General features: G+C 73.3%; 17 protein-coding genes, 4 tRNA genes and 1 other RNA gene. 12 read left to right on the forward strand and 10 right to left on the reverse strand.

Going from position 1 to position 20,392, the window contains the following annotated elements; genetic code table 11:
- Positions 1-473 precede the first annotated feature (473 nt).
- Positions 474-561 (reverse strand) — tRNA-Ser (locus ACFYT9_RS05195).
- Between the two features lie 118 nt (positions 562-679).
- On the opposite strand from ACFYT9_RS05195, the gene ffs reads away from it, so the two are divergent.
- The 6 genes from ffs (at position 680) to ACFYT9_RS05225 (ending at position 9,355) form a co-directional block, all read left to right on the forward strand.
- An RNA gene (gene ffs / locus ACFYT9_RS05200) (signal recognition particle sRNA small type) lies at positions 680-778 on the forward strand.
- Between the two features lie 299 nt (positions 779-1,077).
- Entirely contained in the window at positions 1,078-3,198 is a 2,121-nt protein-coding gene (locus tag ACFYT9_RS05205; RefSeq protein WP_389161026.1) for a DNA polymerase III subunit gamma and tau, read from the forward strand.
- Positions 3,199-3,259: 61 nt separating this feature from the next.
- A complete protein-coding gene (gene purD, locus ACFYT9_RS05210; protein WP_376603476.1) occupies positions 3,260-4,510 on the forward strand; it encodes a phosphoribosylamine--glycine ligase in 1,251 nt (416 codons plus the stop codon).
- A 251-nt stretch (positions 4,511-4,761) separates the two neighbouring features.
- A complete protein-coding gene (locus tag ACFYT9_RS05215; RefSeq protein ID WP_389161027.1) occupies positions 4,762-6,660 on the forward strand; it encodes a hypothetical protein in 1,899 nt (632 codons plus the stop codon).
- Between the two features lie 241 nt (positions 6,661-6,901).
- Positions 6,902-8,362 carry a N,N-dimethylformamidase beta subunit family domain-containing protein gene (locus ACFYT9_RS05220; RefSeq protein WP_376603472.1) on the forward strand — a complete coding sequence of 487 codons (1,461 nt, stop codon included), beginning with the start codon at positions 6,902-6,904 and terminating at the stop codon, positions 8,360-8,362.
- Positions 8,363-8,446: 84 nt separating this feature from the next.
- A complete protein-coding gene (locus ACFYT9_RS05225; RefSeq protein WP_387277137.1) occupies positions 8,447-9,355 on the forward strand; it encodes a phosphoribosylaminoimidazolesuccinocarboxamide synthase in 909 nt (302 codons plus the stop codon).
- A gap of 116 nt (positions 9,356-9,471) precedes the next feature.
- On the opposite strand, the gene ACFYT9_RS05230 is transcribed toward ACFYT9_RS05225, so the two are convergent.
- From ACFYT9_RS05230 to ACFYT9_RS05265, 8 genes are all read right to left on the reverse strand, one after another.
- Positions 9,472-9,544: transfer RNA gene (locus ACFYT9_RS05230), tRNA-Gly, on the reverse strand.
- A 22-nt stretch (positions 9,545-9,566) separates the two neighbouring features.
- Entirely contained in the window at positions 9,567-10,181 is a 615-nt protein-coding gene (locus ACFYT9_RS05235; protein WP_351852383.1) for a response regulator transcription factor, read from the reverse strand.
- Positions 10,178-11,443: a sensor histidine kinase gene (locus ACFYT9_RS05240; RefSeq protein ID WP_389161029.1), complete on the reverse strand. Its 1,266-nt coding sequence runs from the start codon at positions 11,441-11,443 to the stop codon at positions 10,178-10,180. The genes ACFYT9_RS05235 and ACFYT9_RS05240 overlap by 4 nt, the downstream gene beginning before the upstream one ends.
- A 24-nt stretch (positions 11,444-11,467) precedes the next feature.
- Complete coding sequence (locus tag ACFYT9_RS05245; RefSeq protein ID WP_376599416.1) at positions 11,468-12,262, reverse strand: ABC transporter permease; 795 nt, start codon at positions 12,260-12,262, stop codon at positions 11,468-11,470.
- Positions 12,259-13,209: an ABC transporter ATP-binding protein gene (locus tag ACFYT9_RS05250; RefSeq protein WP_389161031.1), complete on the reverse strand. Its 951-nt coding sequence runs from the start codon at positions 13,207-13,209 to the stop codon at positions 12,259-12,261. The genes ACFYT9_RS05245 and ACFYT9_RS05250 overlap by 4 nt, the downstream gene beginning before the upstream one ends.
- A gap of 139 nt (positions 13,210-13,348) precedes the next feature.
- Positions 13,349-13,421 (reverse strand) — tRNA-Gly (locus tag ACFYT9_RS05255).
- Positions 13,422-13,502: 81 nt separating this feature from the next.
- Positions 13,503-13,574 (reverse strand) — tRNA-Gly (locus ACFYT9_RS05260).
- A gap of 123 nt (positions 13,575-13,697) precedes the next feature.
- Complete coding sequence (locus ACFYT9_RS05265) at positions 13,698-14,039, reverse strand: Lsr2 family protein (RefSeq protein WP_387275290.1); 342 nt, start codon at positions 14,037-14,039, stop codon at positions 13,698-13,700.
- A 365-nt stretch (positions 14,040-14,404) separates the two neighbouring features.
- Between ACFYT9_RS05265 and purS the strand changes: the two genes are divergently transcribed.
- The 5 genes from purS (at position 14,405) to ACFYT9_RS05290 (ending at position 19,025) form a co-directional block, all read left to right on the forward strand.
- A complete protein-coding gene (purS, locus tag ACFYT9_RS05270; protein ID WP_015035032.1) occupies positions 14,405-14,650 on the forward strand; it encodes a phosphoribosylformylglycinamidine synthase subunit PurS in 246 nt (81 codons plus the stop codon).
- Positions 14,647-15,327, forward strand: coding sequence for a phosphoribosylformylglycinamidine synthase subunit PurQ (gene purQ, locus ACFYT9_RS05275; protein WP_387275286.1), 681 nt, complete (start codon positions 14,647-14,649; stop codon positions 15,325-15,327). Before purS ends, purQ begins: the two co-directional genes overlap by 4 nt.
- Complete coding sequence (purL, locus tag ACFYT9_RS05280) at positions 15,327-17,576, forward strand: phosphoribosylformylglycinamidine synthase subunit PurL (protein WP_376599410.1); 2,250 nt, start codon at positions 15,327-15,329, stop codon at positions 17,574-17,576. Before purQ ends, purL begins: the two co-directional genes overlap by 1 nt.
- Before the next feature lie 94 nt (positions 17,577-17,670).
- The gene (locus ACFYT9_RS05285; RefSeq protein ID WP_376599409.1) at positions 17,671-18,168 is read left to right on the forward strand and encodes an ArsR/SmtB family transcription factor; all 498 of its coding nucleotides are present in this window, start codon (positions 17,671-17,673) and stop codon (positions 18,166-18,168) included.
- Positions 18,169-18,185: 17 nt separating this feature from the next.
- On the forward strand, positions 18,186-19,025 hold the full coding sequence (locus ACFYT9_RS05290; RefSeq protein ID WP_389161032.1) for a M23 family metallopeptidase: 840 nt from the start codon (positions 18,186-18,188) through the stop codon (positions 19,023-19,025).
- Here ACFYT9_RS05290 and ACFYT9_RS05295 read toward each other — a convergent pair.
- Positions 19,013-19,423, reverse strand: coding sequence for a nuclear transport factor 2 family protein (locus ACFYT9_RS05295; RefSeq protein WP_387275281.1), 411 nt, complete (start codon positions 19,421-19,423; stop codon positions 19,013-19,015). The genes ACFYT9_RS05290 and ACFYT9_RS05295 overlap by 13 nt on opposite strands.
- 66 nt (positions 19,424-19,489) lie before the next feature.
- Between ACFYT9_RS05295 and ACFYT9_RS05300 the strand changes: the two genes are divergently transcribed.
- The gene (locus ACFYT9_RS05300; protein ID WP_389161034.1) at positions 19,490-20,278 is read left to right on the forward strand and encodes a sterol carrier family protein; all 789 of its coding nucleotides are present in this window, start codon (positions 19,490-19,492) and stop codon (positions 20,276-20,278) included.
- Positions 20,279-20,392: the final 114 nt, after the last annotated feature.

The following is a 20,392-nucleotide window of genomic DNA, read 5'->3' on the forward strand; positions in this document are numbered from 1 at the left end:
AGACAGGGCAGCGGTAGCTGTGGCAGGACGAGCGCCACCGAACCTGGCCGCAGAAGACGTTCCGCGGACTCCTCCACGGAACGCGGCTCCGGTGGCGCCATGGCGTCCTTCCGTATCCCTAACACGCGCGACAGCCGTGGGGCGTCAAGGCCGGCCAGCCAGGCCGTCAGCGTGGATCGGGACGTCATGGGAGCACCTCACGAGGCCGGGGAGCACGGCTGGGGCCGGGGCGGCCCCGAGCGGCCCCGAGCGGAGCCAAGAATCGCGCATTCGACGGGTTTCCCGTCGCCCTCCGGTGAGGAGTTCACCCGCAGGGGGCGGGCTGTCGATGGGGATGGAATGCGGGAGATCTTGGCGCGCCGTACGAGATGTCGTGAACGACTGGGACGAACGAGACCGGAACTGAGACCGGGAACGTCGAAGGGCCCCACCGCGAACGGTGGGGCCCTTCGACAACGTGCCCGGTGAGGCACTGGCGGAGGATACGAGATTCGAACTCGTGAGGGGTTGCCCCCAACACGCTTTCCAAGCGTGCGCCCTAGGCCTCTAGGCGAATCCTCCGTGGAGAACATTACATGACCGCGGAGGGTGCTCGCGAACGTGATCGCCGGGCGGTCGGCGCGTGATCGGCGAGGTGGGGGAGGGGGTCGGGGCAAGGGCTCGGATCGGGTAGGCTGAGCGGAGCCCCTCACGCGGCGCTATCTGACTGAACTCCCCCAGGGCCGGAAGGCAGCAAGGGTAGGTCGGCTCTGGCGGGTGCGTGGGGGGCGCTTGCGTTCCCCGGGGCCGTTCCCCGGGCCGCGGCTGCCGGTGCCTGGCCGGCGTGCCCTCGGCGGCGCTGCTCTGCCGGTGCTGCTCTGCCGGTGCTGCTCGGCCGGTGCTGCTCGGCCGTCGCCGCCCCGCCTTCGTCGCCCGGGTCTCCGCGCCGTCGCCGCCCCGCCTTCGTCGCCCGGTCGCCCGCCGCGCCTCGCCGCCGGCCCTCGACCTCCGTACCCCGCCGCCCGGGCGGCCCGCCGTCGCGCGCCGTCCCCTTCCTCCTTTCTCGCGTTGTCGGCGGGCGCCTATAACCTCGTATACGTGTCGTCTCTCGCGCTGTACCGCCGCTACCGTCCCGAGTCCTTCGCCGAGGTCATCGGGCAGGAGCATGTCACCGACCCGTTGCAGCAGGCCCTGCGGAACAACCGGGTCAATCACGCGTACCTGTTCAGCGGGCCGCGCGGGTGTGGCAAGACGACCAGCGCGCGGATCCTGGCGCGGTGTCTGAACTGTGAGCAGGGGCCCACGCCGACGCCGTGCGGGGAGTGTCAGTCCTGTCGGGACCTGGCGCGCAACGGGCCGGGGTCGATCGACGTCATCGAGATCGACGCCGCTTCGCACGGTGGTGTGGACGACGCCCGTGACCTGCGCGAGAAGGCGTTCTTCGGGCCCGCGTCCAGCCGGTACAAGATCTACATCATCGACGAGGCCCACATGGTCACCTCGGCGGGGTTCAACGCCCTGCTGAAGGTGGTCGAGGAGCCGCCGGAGCACCTCAAGTTCATCTTCGCCACGACCGAGCCCGAGAAGGTCATCGGGACCATCCGGTCGCGGACCCACCACTATCCCTTCCGGCTGGTGCCGCCCGGGACGCTCCGTGAGTACCTCGGCGAGGTGTGCGGGCGGGAGGGGATCCCCGTCGAGGACGGGGTGCTGCCGCTCGTCGTGCGCGCCGGTGCCGGGTCCGTGCGTGACTCGATGTCCGTGATGGACCAGCTCCTCGCCGGCGCCGGCGAGGAGGGTGTGACGTACGCCATGGCGACCTCGCTCCTCGGTTATACGGACGGGTCGCTGCTCGACTCCGTCGTGGACGCCTTCGCGTCGGGTGACGGCGCCGCCGCCTTCGAGGTCGTCGACCGGGTGATCGAGGGCGGGAACGACCCCCGGAGGTTCGTCGCCGACCTGCTGGAGCGGCTGCGGGACCTCGTCATCCTGGCCGCCGTGCCCGACGCCGGGGAGAAGGGGCTCATCGACGCGCCCGCCGACGTCGTGGAGCGGATGCAGGCCCAGGCGTCCGTGTTCGGTGCAGCCGAGCTCAGCCGCGCCGCCGACCTCGTGAACGAGGGGCTGACCGAGATGCGCGGCGCCACCTCGCCGCGCCTCCAGCTGGAGCTGATCTGCGCGCGCGTGCTGCTGCCCGCCGCCTTCGACGACGAGCGGTCGCTGCTCGCGCGCCTCGACCGGCTGGAGCGCGGGGCCGCTGCCGCGCCGCCGGCCGCCGTCGCCGCGCCCGTCTTCACGCCGGCCCCGCCCGCGGGACCGCCGATGGGGTACGTCCCCGGTCCCGAGGCCCACACGCCGATCGCCCCGCCGCCGCCCCCGCAGCAGACCGCGCCCGCGCCCGTACAGGCGCCGTCCGACACCGGGCGGCCCGGTGCCTGGCCCGGGGCCGCGCGGCCGGGCGGCTGGCCGACCGCCGCGCCCCAGTCCGCCGCGCCCGCGCCCGCTCCCGTACAGGCGCAGGCCCAGCCGCAGCAGCCGCAGGCCGCCGCGTCGTCCGGGGACATGGCCGCCGGCGCCGCCCAGGTGCGGAACATGTGGCCCTCGATCCTCGAAGCGGTCAAGAACCGGCGCCGGTTCACCTGGATCCTGCTGAGCCAGAACGCGCAGGTGGCCGGCTTCGACGGCACCACCCTCCAGGTCGGCTTCCTCAACGCCGGTGCCCGGGACAACTTCGCGAGCAGCGGCAGCGAGGACGTCCTCAAGGCCGCGCTCGCCGAGCAGTTCAACGTGCACTGGAAGGTCGAGGCGATCGTCGACCCGTCGGGCGGCTCCGCGCCCCCGCCCGGCGCCGGGAACTTCTCCGGTGGCGGTGGCGGAGGCGGGAACTTCTCCGGTGGAGGCGGCTTCTCCTCTGGAGGTGGCGGTGGAGGCGGTGGAGGCGGCTTCGGACGCCCGTCCGCGCCGACGCCCCCGCCCCCGTCCGCCCCCTCCCCGGCGGCGCCCGCCTCCGCACCGGCACCGCCCGCCCCGCAGGCCGCCGCGTCCGCGCCGGCCCCGGCGCCCGCCCCCGTACCGCGGGCGCAGCCGCAGCCGGTGGCGCCCGAGGACGACGTGCCGGAGGAGGACGACCCGGACCTCGTGGAGTCGGCGCTCTCCGGGCACGAGCTGATCGTGCGCGAGCTCGGCGCGACCGTTGTGGAGGAATACACGAACGACTAGGGCCGTCTCGCTCGGTGGCCCGCACAAGGTCGTTCCCGGCCGGCGGGCTACCCTGGCTGGCGTGAAGGTCCTCGTCATCGGCGGCGGCGCCCGCGAACACGCCCTGTGCCGCTCTCTCTCCCTCGATCCCGACGTCACCGCTCTGCACTGCGCGCCCGGCAACGCCGGAATCGCGGAGGTCGCCGAGCTGCGTCCCGTCGACCAGCTGGACGGCGGCGCGGTCGCCGCGCTCGCCACCGAGCTGGGCGCCGACCTGGTCGTCGTCGGACCGGAGGCCCCGCTCGTCGCCGGCGTCGCCGACGCCGTCCGCGCGGTCGGCATCCCGGTCTTCGGCCCCTCCCAGGAGGCGGCGCTGCTCGAAGGGTCCAAGGCGTTCGCCAAGGACGTGATGGCCGGCGCCGGCGTGCCCACCGCCCGCAGCTACGTCTGCACCACCCCCGCCGAGATCGACGAGGCCCTCGACGCCTTCGGCGCCCCGTACGTCGTCAAGGACGACGGCCTGGCGGCCGGCAAGGGCGTCGTCGTCACCGAGGACGTCGAGGCGGCCCGCGCCCACGCGCTCGCCTGCGACCGCGTGGTCATCGAGGAGTACCTGGACGGCCCCGAGGTCTCCCTCTTCGCGATCACCGACGGCACCACCGTCCTCCCGCTCCAGCCCGCACAGGACTTCAAGCGCGCCCTCGACGGCGACGAGGGCCCCAACACCGGCGGCATGGGCGCCTACTCGCCGCTGCCGTGGGCCGACCCGAAGCTGGTCGACGAGGTCCTGGAGACCGTCCTCCAGCCGACCGTCGACGAGCTGCGCCGCCGCGGCACCCCCTTCTCCGGCCTGCTCTACGCCGGTCTGGCGATCACCAGCCGCGGTGTGCGGGTCATCGAGTTCAACGCCCGCTTCGGCGACCCCGAGACGCAGGTCGTCCTGGCCCGCCTGAAGACCCCGCTCGCGGGCGTCCTGCTGCACTCGGCCAACGGCACCCTCGCCGACCAGGCACCGCTGGCCTGGCGCGACGACGCCGCCGTCACCGTGGTCGTCGCCTCGCACAACTACCCGGACACCCCGCGCACCGGCGACCCCATCGAGGGCCTCGCCGAGATCGCGGAGCGGGACGCCCCGCACGCGTACGTGCTCCACGCGGGCACGAAGCGGGACGGCGACGCGGTCGTCAGCGCCGGCGGCCGGGTCCTCTCCGTCACCGCCACCGGTTCGGACCTGGCCCAGGCCCGCGAGCGCGCCTACGCGGCAGTCGGCCGCATCCGCCTTGACGGGTCCCAGCACCGCACGGACATCGCGCTCAAGGCCGCCGGGGCCTGAGCCCGAGCGGGAGTACGGGCGCGGCCGCGCAGTCAAGCGCACGGCCGCGCCACCGGCGCCACCTTTACCCAAAGCCATTCGTTCGGGTGACGACTCGCCCATCTGGATGACTGCCGCCGACGCCCCAACTAGGGTGCGGCGCAGGCGTTCCGGCACTTGGCCCACCGGCATTGCGATGTCGGTGTCGGGTGCCACAGTGGGGGAGTGAGCAACACCACCACGGGTAGTCCCGTCGAGGACAGGCAGAGGGGGTGAGGTACGGCGTGTCCGGCAGCGGCTTCGGAAACGGCGGCAGCGAGAGCGGCCTCGGCGAGGAGTGGGGCGTGCGGGCCGCGCGCTCCCGCGCCCTCGCCGTCCTCCGCGTCCGGGGGCGTGCGCTCGGCGCCGCCATCCTCCCCGCGGCCGTCGCCGTCGTGCTGTACGCGGGCGAGGTCACCGGCCACTTCACGGGTGCGGGGTGGACCACCGCCCGCTGGATCGTCAGCGTCCTCGCGGTCCTCGTCCTCCTCGCCGCCACGGCCGTCGCCCTCGTCGTCGCCCGCGCCCGCCCGGCCGTCACGCCGACGGTGGAGCTCACCGAGGCCGCCGCCCCCGACCTGCACCGTCTCGTACGGGACCTGGCCGAGCGGCTCAGCGTGCCCGCGCCCTCCGCGATAGCCCTCACCCCGGACTGCGACAGCTGGCTGGAGGACCGCTCCCACCCGGCCCACGCCCGGGCCGGAGCGACGGGCGCGACCGGCGCCGGCCGACCGGCCGGAGCGGCCCGGGGCGGAGGCGGGAGCGGCGCCCCCGTCCTCGTCATAGGCTCCCCCTTCCTGTGGTGGATGCGCGTCGGCGAGCTGCGCGCGGTCCTCGCCCCGGTCGTCGCCGGTACGGGCCCGGCCGCCGACCCCGACATAGCCGCCGCCCGCCGCTTCGTCCGCGGGCTCGACGCGGCCGTCGCCGTCCCCGCCGAGCCCGGCCTCGGCCCGGTGCGCCGGTGGGGCGCGCGGGGCGTCGGCCGGGTCGCCCGGCTGCTGCTGCGGGCCTGCGGCACGCACGCCGCCGAGATGGAGCGCGGGGTCGCCGCGGCCGGCTCCGAGCGGGCCCAGGCCGTGGACCACGGGGCCCGGATCGTCGCCCAGGAGCAGGTCGGCCTCGCCTACGCGGGCTGGGACCGGCTCCTCACCCGGGTCGCGCTGCCCGCCTGGCGGATGGGCCGCTGGCCGTCCCGCCTCGACGCGGGCGTGGTCTCCGCCCTGACCGAGCTGTCGAACCGCGACCGCCTCGCCGAGGGCTTCTCCTCCCGGCTCGGCGAGCGCCCGGCGTGCGACCTCCTGGAGGAGCCCGGCGTCGTCGACGAGGCCGCCTCGCTGCTCGCCGCCAGGCTCTTCCACGGCGGCCCGGCCGAGCCCGGCCCGGACTGGGCCCCGGTCGAGTGGAGCCGGTACCCGGAGGAGGTCGTCGACCGGAAGTGGCGCGCGGACGCGGCACGCCTCCACGACATCCTCGACCGGCTGACGGCGAGTACCGTCCCCCCGACCTCCGAGGGCCCGACCCTCACCCGCGTCCTCAGCCATCTCACGGCGGCGCCGCTCCCCGGCCCCGCCCCCGAGCCCGGCCACCCGTGGGAGGGCGACGACCTCCCCGTCGTACCGCCCGGCCTGGAGGAGACCGAACACCCGACGGAGGCCGAGGCCGAGGCCGAGGACGAGGACGAGGACGGGGGCGAGGACGAGGGCGAGACGGGGTACGGGCTCGGCAACCCCGCCGCCGACGTGCTCTCCGCCGCGCTCAGCGCCCAGGTGGCGCGCGAGGAGGCCGAGCGGGAGGCCCGCGTCGCCGCCCTCGCCCCGGCCGCCGGCGAACCCGCCGGGTTCACCGGCCCCGACGGACCCTGGCCGCTCGCTCCGCTGCTCCCGCCCCGGACCGGCCGGGACCTGCTCGCCGACCACGTGACCGCGCTGGTCTGCTGCGCCGCCGTCGACACCACCGGTGCCGCGCCCGGCCTGGACTGGCTCGACGGGCCCATGCTGCTCGTCGACGGCGAGCGGGCGGCCGACCTCGGGCCGCGCGTGCTCGCCCTGGTCGAGGAGGGCGACCCGGCCCCCCTGCGGGCCTGGCTCAGCACCACCGGCGTACGCCCCGAGAAGCCCGTCCGTCTCGTCTGACAGCCGCCGGCCGACGCGGCACCGCCCCGCCCCCTACCGGAGGGTCGTGTTCCACCTTCATCGATTTCACGACGAACGGTGACGGAGCGCGTGCGTTATGTGATGTGCTGGAGACCGGCACTGACAAAGGCACCGCGCAAAGGCACCGGGCAGGGGCACCACACCCGGGCACCGCACAGGAGCACCATCCGCGGGCAGGAGCCGGCGGCACTGACCGGGGGAGTCGAGGAGGGGCGCGTCAATGGGGGCGGAACAGATCAGGCGCTGGGAGTCGGGCGCGCTCGCGCACGCGGTCTCCGATCCCTTCGGCCAGGGCCCGCTGCCCTGGCTGCGCGGTTCGGAGAACTACTTCGACGACACGGGGCAGATGGTCCCCTGGTACGCCGACGAGACGCTGACCGGCGGCGGCGCCGGCGGGCCCCGCACGGCCGACGACGTACGCCGGCAGATCAAGGGCTTCGCCTCCGGCGGCGCGGTGGCGCCCGGCGAGTCGATCGACTTCCACATCACCGTGGACCCGCCGCAGCCCTTCTCGGTCGACGTCTACCGGATCGGCCACTACGGCGGCGACGGCGCCGCGAAGATCACCACGAGCCCGCGGCTCTCCGGGATCGTCCAGCCGCCCCCGCTCACCGCCGACCGCACCGTCTCCTGCCACCACTGGTGGCAGTCGTGGCGGCTCCAGGTGCCGAGCTACTGGTCCATCGGCGCGTACGTCGCCGTCCTCACGACCGCCGACGGCTACCGCTCCCACATCCCCTTCACGGTCCGCGACTCCCACCCGGCGGACCTCCTCCTCGTCCTTCCGGACGTGACCTGGCAGGCGTACAACCTCTACCCGGAGGACGGTCGCACCGGCGCCAGCCTCTACCACGCCTGGGACGAGGAGGGCCGGCTGCTCGGCGAGGAGGACGCGGCGACCACCGTCTCCTTCGACCGGCCGTACGCGGGCGCGGGGCTGCCCCTGCACGTCGGCCACGCCTACGACTTCATCCGCTGGGCGGAGCGGTACGGCTACGACCTCGCCTACGCCGAGACCCGCGACCTGCACGCCGGCCGCGTGGACCCGACCCGCTACCGGGGCCTGGTCTTCCCCGGCCACGACGAGTACTGGTCGGCCCCGATGCGCAAGGCCGCCGAGCGCGCCCGCGACCAGGGCACCTCGCTCGTCTTCCTCTCCGCCAACACCATGTACTGGCACGTGGAGCTGGGCCCCTCGCCGTCCGGCGTGCCGGACCGGCTGCTCACCTGCCGCAAGCGCCGCGGCCCCGGCCGCCCCGCGCTCTGGCGCGAGGTGGACCGCCCCGAGCAGCAGCTCCTCGGCATCCAGTACGCCGGCCGGGTGCCCGAACCGCATCCGCTCGTCGTGCGGAACGCGGAGCACTGGCTCTGGGAGGCGACCGGCGCCGGCGACGGCGACGAGCTCCCCGGCCTCGTCGCGGGCGAGGCGGACCGCTACTTCCCGCGCACCGCGCTCCCCGAGCACGACAGCCGCATCCTCCTCGCCCACTCGCCCTACCGGGACGGCGACGGCGCGCTGCGTCACCAGGAGACCAGCCTCTACCGGGCGCCCTCGGGGGCCTGGGTCTTCGCCTCCGGCACCTTCGCCTGGTCGCCGGCGCTGGACCGGCCGGGCCATGTCGACTCCCGCGTGCAGCGCGCCACCGCCAACCTCCTCGACCGCATCTGTAAGAGGGACTGACCGGGCGCGCCGCCCCGGTCGGCGGGCCCGGTCGCGCGTGCGAGAGAATCGGACCGTTCCTGGATCAACCTACGCGGAGGAACCGTGTCCGGATTCGTAGAAAAGCCCGAGCCCGTCGAGGTTCCGGGCCTGACCCACCTGCACACGGGCAAGGTGCGCGACCTGTACCGGAACGGGGCCGGCGAGCTCGTGATGGTGGCGAGCGACCGCATGTCCGCGTACGACTGGGTCCTGCCCACGGAGATCCCGGACAAGGGCCGCGTCCTCACCCAGCTCTCCCTGTGGTGGTTCGACCGGCTCTCCGACCTGGTGCCGAACCACGTCCTCTCCACCGAGCTGCCGGCCGGCGCCCCCGCCGACTGGGCGGGCCGCACCCTGATCTGCAAGTCCCTGGACATGGTCCCGGTCGAGTGCGTCGCCCGCGGCTACCTCACCGGCTCCGGCCTGGTCGAGTACGACGCGTCCCGCACCGTCTGCGGCCTCGCGCTGCCCGAGGGACTCACCGACGGCTCCGAGCTGCCCGCGCCGATCTTCACCCCGGCGACCAAGGCCGCCGTCGGCGACCACGACGAGAACGTCTCCTACGAGGAGGTGGCCCGTCAGGTCGGCGCCGAGACCGCCGCCCAGCTGCGTCGGACCACCCTCGCCGTCTACGGCCGGGCCCGGGACATCGCCCGCGAGCGGGGCATCATCCTCGCCGACACCAAGTTCGAGTTCGGCTTCGAGGGCGGGACGCTGGTCCTCGCCGACGAGGTGCTGACCCCGGACTCCTCCCGCTTCTGGCCGGCCGACCAGTGGCAGCCGGGCCGGGCCCAGCCCTCGTACGACAAGCAGTTCGTCCGGGACTGGCTGACCTCCCCGGCCTCGGGCTGGGACCGCAAGAGCGAGCAGCCGCCGCCGGCGCTCCCGCGGGAGATCGTGGACGCCACTCGCGCCAAGTACCTGGAGGCGTACGAGCTGCTGACCGGCAAGCTCTGGTCCGACAGCTTCTAGCCGCTGCGGCTCCGTCCCGTACGGGTCCCCTGACCGGGGCCCGTACGGCGGCGCCGCTCACTTCCCCCGGAACACGACGAAGGCCCCGGTTCGATGAACCGGGGCCTTCGACTCTGAGCGGACGACGAGATTCGAACTCGCGACCCTCACCTTGGCAAGGTGATGCTCTACCAACTGAGCCACGTCCGCATGCGCCGTAGCGCGCTGCTAACTATACCCAACCTTTCGACCGCGCGAGACGCACCGCCGCGTGACGGTTCTCCGCACCGAGCTTCGCGGCGGCGGAGGAGAGGTAGTTCCGGACCGTGCCGGGGGAGAGCGCGGCCCGCCGGGCGATCTCCGCGACGGGGGCGCCGTCGGCGGCGAGTTCGAGCACCTCGGCCTCGCGGGCGGTCAGCGGGGAGTCCCCGGCGGCGATCGCGTCGGCCGCCAACTCCGGGTCCACATAACGGTTTCCGGCGTGCACGGTACGGATCAGCTCGGCCAGCCGCTGGGCGCTCACGGTCTTCGGGGCGAAGCCGCGCACGCCCGCCGCGAGGGCCCGCTTGAGGTGGCCCGGGCGGCCGTGGCTGGTCACGATCATCGTGCGGCAGTCCGGGAGTTCGTCCCGAATCGATGTGGCCACCGTCACACCGTCCGCCCCTGGCATCTGGAGGTCGAGGACGGCGACGTCGGGCCGGTGGGCGCGGGCCATGGCGAGCGCCTCGGGTCCGGTCGCGGCCTCGGCGACGACGATCAGATCGTCCTCCAGGGCGAGCAGCGCGGCGAGCGCGCCCCGGATCAGGTGCTCGTCGTCGGCGAGCAGGACGCGTACGGGCTCGGTCACGCGACCGTCTCCTTCTCCTGTCGGGTGCCGGCGGACTCCGGCACGGCCAGTGGCACCCGGGCGGTGACGCGGAAGGACTGCGGATCCGCGAAGCCGGCCTCCAGGGTGCCGCCCACCGCTCCGAGCCGTTCGCGGAGTCCGGTGAGGCCGGAGCCGGTACGCCCGGGGGCGGCGGCCCCGTCGCGTACCGCCGCCCCGTCGTTCTCGACGGTCAGCAGCACCGCGTCCGGTGTCCGCCGCAGGGTGATCGCGCACCGGCGGGCGTCGCCGTGGCGCAGCACGTTGGTGGTGGTCTCGCGGACGACCCAGCCGAGCGCGGACTGCACCGGGTCGGGGAGGGGGAGGGCGGGGGCGTCGACGGCGCAGTCGATGCCGGCGGCGTCGAGGACACCGCGGGCGCCCTCCAGCTCGACCCGGAGGTCGGCCTCGCGGTAGCCGCGGACGACCTCCCGGACCTCCCGCTGGGACTCCTGGGCGATCCGCTGGACCTCGACCATCTGGTCGACGCTCTCGGGCCGGCCGCGCCGGGCGAGCTGGACGGCGAGCTCGCTCTTGAGCGCGATCACCGAGAGGTTGCGGCCCATGACGTCGTGCAGGTCGCGGCCGAAGCGGAGCCGTTCCTCGGCGACGGCGAGCCGGGCCTTGAGGTCACGGGAGCGCTCCAGTTCCTGGACGACGCCGAGCAGCCAGGAGGAGAAGCCGCAGGCGGCGGCGTAGCCACCGCCGCCGATCAGGACGCCGGCGAGGGTGACCGCGGCCACCGCCAGGCCGTGGCCGAAGACGGCGACCGGCAGTGCGGCGGCGACGGCGGTGGCGAGGACCGCGCCCGCCATCTCCCGTACCCGGTCCAGGCAGAGGACGAGCGCGCCGGCGGTGAAGATCGAGGTGACGACGATGACGCCGGCGTTCACCGAGGCGTCGGGCAGCGCGCCGCCCGTCCACAGCCCGACGATCGCGAAGTCCGCGGTGGCGGTCGCGGCGGCGAGGACCACGGCGAGCCGGACCGGCCGCGGCCGGGTGCCGCCGGTGTGGTCGAAGGCCCGGGAGGCGAGCGTCACGCAGAGCCCGCAGTGGATCACGATCCACAGGAGGAGGCCGATCACGCCGGCCGTGCCGAGCTCGCTGTCCTCACCGCGGTTGAGGGGGAGGCCGCCGAGCGCGATCAGCTCGACCGGCGCCATGAGGTGGAAGGTCCACCGCGTGTACAGCTCGACCTTCCCGGCGACGCTGCGCCGTGACCACCATCCCGTCATCGTGGGCATCCGATCCGTTTCCCTCCGGTCCCGCTAACGCCGGGGCTCCCAGCGGAACCAGCGGCGGACCGCCCATGCCGTCAGGACGCCCCACGCCACTGTATTGAGCGCGGCGGTGAGCAGGCTGCCCGAGTGGGCCGTGCCGAGCCAGCCGGCCCGGACGAACTCCATGACGCCGCTGAGCGGGAGGAGCTGGGCGAGGTCGGCGGCCATGCCGGGGAGGGCGTCACGGGGGACGAAGAGGCCGGAGCCGAAGGAGGAGACGAGGAAGAGCGGCAGGGTGGTGAGGCCGGCGCTCTCGACGGTGCGGGTGATGGTGGTGGTGAGGGCGGCGAGTCCGCCGAGCAGCGCGATCATGGCGGCGAGGCCGAGGACGAGCAGGTCGGGGCGGGCGGGCGCGGCGGCGTCGAGGAGGGTGAAGCCGCCGACGGTGAGGATCGCGCACTGGAGGAGCGCGATGGCGGTGGCGGGCAGCGCGGCACCGGTCAGGATCTCGGTGTCGGTGGCCTCGCCGGTGCGCAGCCGCTTGAGGACGAGTTCCTCGCGGCGGGCGACGAGGCTGGAGGTGAGGCTCATGTAGACGACGAGCAGCAGGACCATGCCGGTGCCGCCGATGAGGGTGGCGGCGCCGATCGAGATGCCGAGGGTGGCTTCGTCGATGCCCTTGAGGGAGGACCGCAGCAGGAAGATCATCAGCAGCGGCATGGCGGCGGCGATGAAGAGGTTGTTGCGGTTGCGGCCGAGGAGGGTGAGTTCGGCGCGGCCGAGGGCGGCGAGCCGGGTGAGGGTGGTGGTCGGCCGCCCGGTGGTGGGGGTGGTGGCGCTCATCGGGTCACGGTCTCCTTCGGGCCGGCGGGGGTGTCCTCCGTGCGGGAGGCGATGTCGAGGAACGCCTCTTCGAGGGAGGCGGAGCGGGCGTCGAGCCCGTCGAGCCGGACGCCCTGGTCGCGGGCCCAGCCGAGCAGTTCGGTGAGGTCGTCCTGGAGGGCGTGGGTGCGGATCTCGATCCGGTCGCCGTCGGCTGCGGCCTTCAGGTCGAGCGGCAGCCGGGCGGCGGGCACGTCGGCGGGGAGCGTGAAGCGGATCCGTGCGGGCTGGGCGGCGGTGACCTCGGCGGGGGTGCCGGAGAGGACGATCCGGCCGGCGTGCATGATCGCGAGCCGGTCGGCGAGCGACTCGGCCTCCTCCAGGTAGTGCGTGGTGAGGAGGACGGTGGTGCCTTCGGCGCGCAGGGAGCGGACGAGTTCCCAGGTGTCGCGGCGGCCCTCGGCGTCCAGGCCGGTGGTGGGCTCGTCGAGGAAGAGGACCTCGGGGCGGCCGAGGAGGGCGCAGGCGAGGTCGAGGCGGCGGCGCTCGCCGCCGGACAGCTGCTTGATCCGCACCTTCTCGCGGCCGGTGAGGCCGACGGCGGCGAGGGCCTCGCCGGCGGGCCGGGCGCCGCTGGTGACGCCGGCCCACATGCGTACGGTCTCGGCGACGGTGAGGTCGGAGGGGAAGCCGCCCTCCTGGAGCATGACGCCGATGCGCGGGCGGACGGCGGAGCGTTCCCGGTACGGGTCGTGGCCGAGGACGCGGGCGGTGCCGCCGGTCGGGGCGGCGAGGCCCTCCAGGAGTTCGACGGTGGAGGTCTTGCCGGCGCCGTTGGTCCCGAGGAGGGCGAAGATCTCGCCCCGGGGCACGGTGAGCGAGATGCCGCGCACCGCCTGGAACCCGCCGTCGTAGGTGCGGCTCAGGTCGGTCGCCTCGATGGCCGGTGTGGGGGCTTCAGCTGTCATGGCTCCAGCCTCCCGTCCGTGGAGGGGAAAGGGCAGTGCCTGCTGTCAGCAGCTCCGACTGACAAATGTCATGGGCGGCAGGGGAGAAGGTCGGAAACGACGAAGGCCCCGGTTCGATGAACCGGGGCCTTCAACCCTGAGCGGACGACGAGATTCGAACTCGCGACCCTCACCTTGGCAAGGTGATGCTCTACCAACTGAGCCACGTCCGCATTGCCCCCGACCAGCTCTCACTGGGCGGTGCGAGCACCACTGTACCTGATCCACCGGAGTGGTCGGTAACCGTGATGCAGAGCGGGTGACAGGGATCGCACACTGCGCCTTCCCCCTGGAAGGGGGACGTTCTACTACTGAACTACACCCGCACGCTGCGTGAGGTTCGGCTTTGCGGCCTCGCCCCTCGGCGTGTTCCAGACTCTAGCGGATCATGGGGGGTGGAATGCAAATCCGCCCCCCGGCGCCGCCGCGCCGCCCGCCGCCGGAGGCCGTCAGCTCGCCTCGCGGAAGGCCTCGTAGACCCGCTTGGGGATGCGGCCCCGGGCCGGCACGTCCATCTTGTTGGACTGGGCCCAGGCGCGGACCGCCGCCGGATCGGGGGCGAGGGCGGTGTGCTTGAACGCGGCGGTGGTTCCGGTCGCGCCGGCCGCCGCCTTGCCCGTCTGCTTCCGCCCGGCCGCGAGGTAGGGCGCGAGGGCCTTGCGGAGTTTCTTTGCATTGGCAGCATTCAGGTCGATCTCGTACATCTTCCCGTCGAGACCGAACGCGACCGTTTCCGCCGCTTCTCCGCCGTCGATGTCGTCGGAGAGGGTGACCACCACTCGCTGCGCCACGGATATCGGTCCTTTCCTGTGGCCCGCCACCTGTCCAGGGCTATGGGTGCGCCTCTGACGTGCGGTGACACCAGGCCGCCGGCTGCCCAGGGACAATGCTGTTTTCTACTGGATTCCTTTGTACAGCGATGGGCGTCGCATTGTGAAGCCCTGTCAATTGTCTCAGCGTGTCCCGGGGCAATGGAGGCCGCAATATTTCACGCGCATTTCATGTGCGGCGGGGTGTGGAGGGTTTGGAGTGGATCACCGGTGGGGGCGGCTTCCGGCCTGGGCATTTGTAGGATCCTTCAGATCTCTACCCGCGTAGAATTTGGAGGCAGGTACGCTGAGGGAACCGCCCACGCAACACACCACCGGGAGTGCCAGTGGCACGCGTCGTAGTCGACGTCATGCTCAAGCCGGAGATCCTCGACCCGCAGGGACAGGCGGTGCAGCGTGCACTGCCCCGCCTCGGGTTCGCCGGAATCGCCGACGTCCGTCAGGGGAAGCGCTTCGAGCTGGAGGTGGAGGGACCGGTCGACGACGCCGCCCTCGCCCGCATCCATGAGATGGCCGAAACCTTCCTCGCCAACACCGTGATCGAAGACTTCGTCGTGAAGGTCGAGTCGTGACCGCTCGCATCGGCGTCGTCACCTTCCCCGGCACGCTCGACGACCAGGACGCGCTGCGCGCCGCCCGCCTCGCGGGCGCCGAGCCGGTCTCGCTGTGGCACCGCGACAAGGACCTCAAGCAGGTCGACGCCGTGGTCCTCGCCGGAGGTTTCTCCTACGGCGACTACCTGCGGGCGGGCGCCATCTCCCGCTTCTCGCCGGTGATGGAGACCATCATCGAGCAGGCGAAGGCCGGCATGCCGGTCCTCGGCATCTGCAACGGCTTCCAGATCCTCACCGAGGCCCACCTGCTGCCGGGCGCGATGCTGCGCAACAACCACCTCCACTTCATCTGCCGCGACCAGAAGCTGCGGGTGGAGAACGCGGAGACCGCCTGGACCTCGGACTACTCCGCGGGCCAGGAGATCGAGGTCCCGCTCAAGAACATGGACGGCCGGTACGTCGCCGACGAGCGCGTGCTCGACGAGCTGGAGGCCGAGGGGCGGGTGGCCTTCCGCTACCTGGACATGAACCCCAACGGCTCGCTCCGCGACATCGCGGGCATCACCAACGCCGCGGGCAACGTGGTCGGCCTCATGCCGCACCCCGAGCACGCCGTCGAACCGCTGATCGGCACCGGCAAGACGGACGGTCTCGGATTCTTCACCTCGATCCTCAAGAAGCTGGTCAACGCCTGATGAGCCTCGACACCGTCAAGCACGCGAGCGAGACGCCGGACAGCGAGCAGCCCTGGAAGGAGCTCGGCCTCAAGGAGGACGAGTACGCGCGCATCCGCGAGATCCTCGGCCGCCGTCCCACCGGCGCCGAGCTCGCCATGTACTCGGTCATGTGGTCCGAGCACTGCTCCTACAAGAGCAGCAAGGTCCACCTGAAGCAGTTCGGCGAGAAGACCCCCGCCAACGACGCCATGCTCGTCGGCATCGGCGAGAACGCGGGCGTCGTCGACGTCGGCCAGGGGTACGCGGTCACCTTCAAGGTCGAGTCGCATAACCACCCCTCGTACATCGAGCCCTACCAGGGCGCGGCCACCGGCGTGGGCGGCATCGTCCGCGACATCCTCGCCATGGGCGCCCGCCCGGTCGCGGTCGTCGACCCGCTCCGCTTCGGCGCGGCCGACCACCCCGACACCAAGCGCGTGCTGCCCGGTGTCGTCGCCGGCATCGGCGGCTACGGCAACTGCCTGGGCCTGCCGAACATCGGCGGCGAGGTCGTCTTCGACTCCTGCTACCAGGGCAACCCCCTGGTCAACGCCGGCTGCATCGGCGTCATGAAGCACGAGGACATCCACCTCGCCAAGGCGTCCGGCCCCGGCAACAAGGTCATCCTGTACGGCGCCCGCACGGGCGGCGACGGCATCGGCGGCGTCTCGGTCCTCGCGTCCGAGACCTTCGACGACACCAAGCCGACCAAGCGCCCGGCCGTCCAGGTCGGCGACCCGTTCCAGGAGAAGCTCCTCATCGAGTGCACCCTGGAGATCTTCCAGGAGAAGCTCGTCGCGGGCATCCAGGACCTCGGCGGCGCCGGGCTCTCCTGCGCCACCTCCGAGCTGGCCTCGGCCGGCTCCGGCGGCATGCGCGTGGACCTCGACAGGGTGCACCTGCGCGACGCGACGCTCTCTCCCGAGGAGATCCTCATGAGCGAGTCGCAGGAGCGCATGTGCGCGATCGTCGAGCCGCAGCACGTCGACCGCTTCCTGGAGATCTGCGAGAAGTGGGACGTCATCGCGGTCGTCATCGGTGAGGTCACCGAGGGCGAGCGCCTGGAGATCTTCTGGCACGGCGAGCAGATCGTCGACGTGCCGCCGCGCTCCGTCGCCCACGAGGGCCCGACCTACCACCGGCCGTACGCCCGCCCGGAGTGGCAGGACGCGCTCCAGGCCGACGACGCCGGCAAGCTCCCCCGGCCGCAGGACGGCGCCGAGCTGAAGGACCAGGTCCTCAGGCTCGTCTCCTCCCCCAACCAGGCGTCGAAGTCCTGGATCACGGACCAGTACGACCGGTTCGTGCAGGGCAACACGGTCCTGGCGCAGCCCGAGGACGCGGGCATGGTCCGCATCGACGAGGAGACCAACCTCGGCGTGGCCATGGCGACCGACGGCAACGGCCGGTACGCCAAGCTCGACCCGTACACCGGCGCGCAGCTCGCGCTGGCGGAGGCGTACCGCAACGTCGCCGCCTCCGGCGCCAAGCCGCTCGCCATCTCGGACTGCCTGAACTTCGGTTCGCCCGAGGACCCGGCCGTGATGTGGCAGTTCGCCGAGGCCACCCGCGGTCTCGCCGACGGCTGCTTCCAGCTGGGCACCCCGGTCACCGGCGGCAACGTCTCGCTGTACAACCAGACCGGTGAGGTCGCCATCCACCCGACGCCGGTCGTGGCCGTCCTCGGTGTGATCGACGACGTGAACCGCCGCACCCCGATCGCCTTCGCGGAAGAGGGCCAGCTCCTCTACCTGCTCGGCGACACCAAGGAGGAGTTCGGCGGTTCGGCCTGGTCCGAGGTGATCCACCAGCACCTCGGCGGCATGCCGCCGGCCGTGGACCTCGACCGGGAGAAGCTGCTCGGCGAGATCCTGATCTCGGGCTCCCGCGACGGCATGATCGACGCGGCGCACGACCTGTCCGACGGCGGTCTCGTGCAGGCGGTCGTCGAGTCCTGCCTGCGCGGCGGGAACGGCGCACGCCTGATCGTCCCGGAGGGCCTGGACGCCTTCACCTTCCTCTTCTCGGAGTCGGCGGGCCGCGCGGTCGTCGCCGTCCCCCGCAGCGAGGAGCTCCGCTTCACCGACATGTGCGGCGCCCGTGGTCTGCCGGCGACCCGCATCGGCGTCGTCGACGGCGACGCGGTCGACGTCCAGGGCGAGTTCGCTCTCTCCCTGGAGGAGCTGCGCACCGCGCACGAGGCGACGATCCCGGGCCTGCTGGCCTGAGACCACGCCGTAGGAGGAACCCCCGCTCCGCTCGGGCGGGGGTTTTTCCGTGCCCTGTTGTACGGAATTACGTGATGACGTAATCTCTGATGTCATGGAGATCGAGGAGCGCGTCGCCGCGCTGGAGGCCCGGGTCGCCGCGCTGGAGTCCGGCGCCGCCGCCGCGACGAGCGGGGCGTACGAAGGCGACTTCTGGGCGCTCGACGGCTGGAAGGAGCGCCTGGCGGGAGCGGAAGCCGCCGACGGCGGGGTCCTCTTCACCGGAGCCGTACGCCTGCCCACCGGGGAGCGGTACGAGTGGCAGACCGGAGCCCTCACCGAGGACGTCCTGGACGACGAAGGCCCGGTCGAGGCGCTCGCCGCGCTCGGACATCCCGTACGGCTCCGGCTGCTGCGGGAGATCCTCGGCGGCCGGCGCACGGTGGCCGAGCTGTCCGAGCTCGCCGACCTCGGCACGACGGGCCAGATCTACCACCACCTGCGCCAGCTCACCGCCGCGGGCTGGCTCCGACCCGGCGGCCGGGCCCGTCACGAGGTCCCCGCCGAACGGGTCGTCCCCCTCCTCGTCGTCCTCGCCGCCGCCCGCCGCTGAACCGACCGGAGCCCCTCATGTCCTCACGGAAGATCCGCAAGAACTGCGCCGTGCTCCACCGCCTGCTCTGGGCGCTCTTCGTCGCCCAGGCGCTCGCCTCGGTCGTGGTCGATCCGCCCTACCCGTACGCCGTGGGGTGGCTGCCCTTCCTCGCCGCCGCCGCGCTCGGCACGGGCCTCTCCGTCACCGCCCGCCGCGCCGCGGCCGGCGTTCCGCGCGAACCCGTCGAGGTCGGCCCGCCGGTCACCGGCGTCTGGTCGGCGCTCAACAGCCCCGCCGACCGCGTGCCCAGCCACGGCACCCGCGCCTACGGACAGGCGTACGCGATCGACATCGTCGCCGAGGACCCGGACCGGCCCCGGCCGGCCTTCGCGGCCCTCGCCCCGCTCGCCCGCCGCCCCGACGCGTACCCCGCCTTCGGCGCCCCGCTGCTCGCGGTCGCGGACGGCACCGTCGTGCACGCCGAGGACCGGCAGCGCGACCACCTCGGCCGGGCCTCGCTGCCGGCCCTCGCCTACCTCCTGCTCGTGGAGTCGGCCGCGCGGTCACTGGCCGGACCCCGCCGGGTCACCGGCAACCACCTCGTCCTCGACCTGGGGAACGGCACCTACGCCGCCTACGCCCACCTGCGGCGCGGCTCGCTGCGGGTGCGCCCCGGGGACCGGGTCACGGCCGGGCAGCCGCTCGCCGCCTGCGGGAACTCCGGCAACTCCACCGAGCCGCACGTCCACTTCCAGCTGATGGACGGCCCGGACCTGGACACCGCGCGCGGCGTGCCGTTCACCTGGCGCGGTGTCGGCGTGCCGCGGAACGGTGAGACCTTCTCGGTCTCCGAGGACGTCGTCTACTCGGCCTGACCCCAGAAGGCGTCGGTCTCCGTGATGTCCGCCACGCACTCGTCGATGTCGGAGATCTTGCCGCCGACGGACGTGAAGAACAGGCCGCCGTCCATCTCGATGCCCCGGTCGCCCTTGTCGGCGTGCCACGTGTGCACGGACATGGCGTGGCCCCTGCCGTCCGGGTAGACGCCCTTCAGCTCCACCCGGAAGGTGCCGCCGGTCAGCTCGAAGACCCTGGCGTAGAGGCCGAGGACGTTGTCCCGGCCCTTGTAGTGCCCGGAGATCTGGCTCTCGCCGGGTGCGTGGTGCGTGCAGTCGCTGGTCATGAGCGAGGCGAGCGTCTCCATGTCGCCGGCGGTGAACGCCTCGTACGCCCTGCGCACCACGGCCGCGTCGGGGTGCTCGTGATGGGTCATGGTCCCGCCACCGCCTTACGTGAGGAGTCGGCCCCCTCCCTCAAGTCTCGGCGTTAGCCTCTGCCCATGCCACCCGCCAAGAAGCGCCCCCGCAGCTACGCCCCCGACAAGATCCGGGCCGCCGTCACCGCCCAGTTCGGGCACGTACGGGACGCGGTGCTCGCCCTTCCGCCGGAGGCGCTCGACCGGCCCACCCGGCTCGGCACGTGGACGGTGCGGGAGCTGGCGGCCCACGTCACGATGGCGCTCGGCGCGGTCGTCCGCGGTCTCGAAGGACCCGAGCCCGCCCGCCGTGAACTCTCCCTGCTCGACTGGCCCCTGGCCACCGCGACCGGTGCGGCGGGGGTCGACGAGGAAGTGCGAGGCCTCGACACCACCGACCTGCCCGGCCTGTACGCGCGCGTGGCGGACGATTTCGCGAAGGCGCCGGCCGGCGCGGACGGGGAACGGCTGCTGCCGACGCGCTACGGCGCCATGACGCTCGCCGATTACCTGGTCACCCGGACCGTCGAACTCGTCGTCCACACCGACGACCTCGCCGCCGCGACCGGTACGGAGATCCCCTACGACCGGCAGGCGCTCGCCGCCTGCACCCGGCTGCTCGCGGACGCCCTCGCGGCGAAGGCCCCCGGCGGCGCGGTGGAGGTCCGGATCCCGCCGTACGCGGTGGTGCAGTGCGTGGAGGGCCCCCGGCACACCCGCGGCACCCCGCCGAACGTCGTCGAGACGGACCCGATGACGTGGATCCGGCTGGCCACCGGACGTACCGACTGGGCGGCCGAGCTCGACGCGGCCCGGATCGCCGCGAGCGGCGAGCGCGCCGACCTGGCGGCGCTGCTGCCCCTGATGGGCTGAGCCAGCGGCTGACGGGCTGAGCGGGCGAGTTATGGGCTGAGCCGGCGACTGACGGGCTGAGCCGGCGGCGACGGCCCGACCCGCCCGTTCCCCCGCCCGGACCAGTCGGGGAAC

The organism is Streptomyces sp. NPDC004435, assembly GCF_042873895.1.
GTDB lineage: Bacteria > Actinomycetota > Actinomycetes > Streptomycetales > Streptomycetaceae > Streptomyces.

What these genes read in the sequence shown, in the direction of transcription:
- ACFYT9_RS05250 (WP_389161031.1), bottom strand. Translation starts at nt 13,209, where the DNA reads ATGACAGCTGAAGCCCCCACACCGGCCATCGAGGCGACCGACCTGAGC.
- purL (WP_376599410.1), top strand. Translation starts at nt 15,327, where the DNA reads ATGAGCCTCGACACCGTCAAGCACGCGAGCGAGACGCCGGACAGCGAG.
- ACFYT9_RS05220 (WP_376603472.1), top strand. Translation starts at nt 6,902, where the DNA reads ATGGGGGCGGAACAGATCAGGCGCTGGGAGTCGGGCGCGCTCGCGCAC.
- ACFYT9_RS05285 (WP_376599409.1), top strand. Translation starts at nt 17,671, where the DNA reads ATGGAGATCGAGGAGCGCGTCGCCGCGCTGGAGGCCCGGGTCGCCGCG.
- ACFYT9_RS05240 (WP_389161029.1), bottom strand. Translation starts at nt 11,443, where the DNA reads ATGCCCACGATGACGGGATGGTGGTCACGGCGCAGCGTCGCCGGGAAG.
- ACFYT9_RS05300 (WP_389161034.1), top strand. Translation starts at nt 19,490, where the DNA reads ATGCCACCCGCCAAGAAGCGCCCCCGCAGCTACGCCCCCGACAAGATC.
- ACFYT9_RS05245 (WP_376599416.1), bottom strand. Translation starts at nt 12,262, where the DNA reads ATGAGCGCCACCACCCCCACCACCGGGCGGCCGACCACCACCCTCACC.
- ACFYT9_RS05295 (WP_387275281.1), bottom strand. Translation starts at nt 19,423, where the DNA reads ATGACCCATCACGAGCACCCCGACGCGGCCGTGGTGCGCAGGGCGTAC.
- ACFYT9_RS05290 (WP_389161032.1), top strand. Translation starts at nt 18,186, where the DNA reads ATGTCCTCACGGAAGATCCGCAAGAACTGCGCCGTGCTCCACCGCCTG.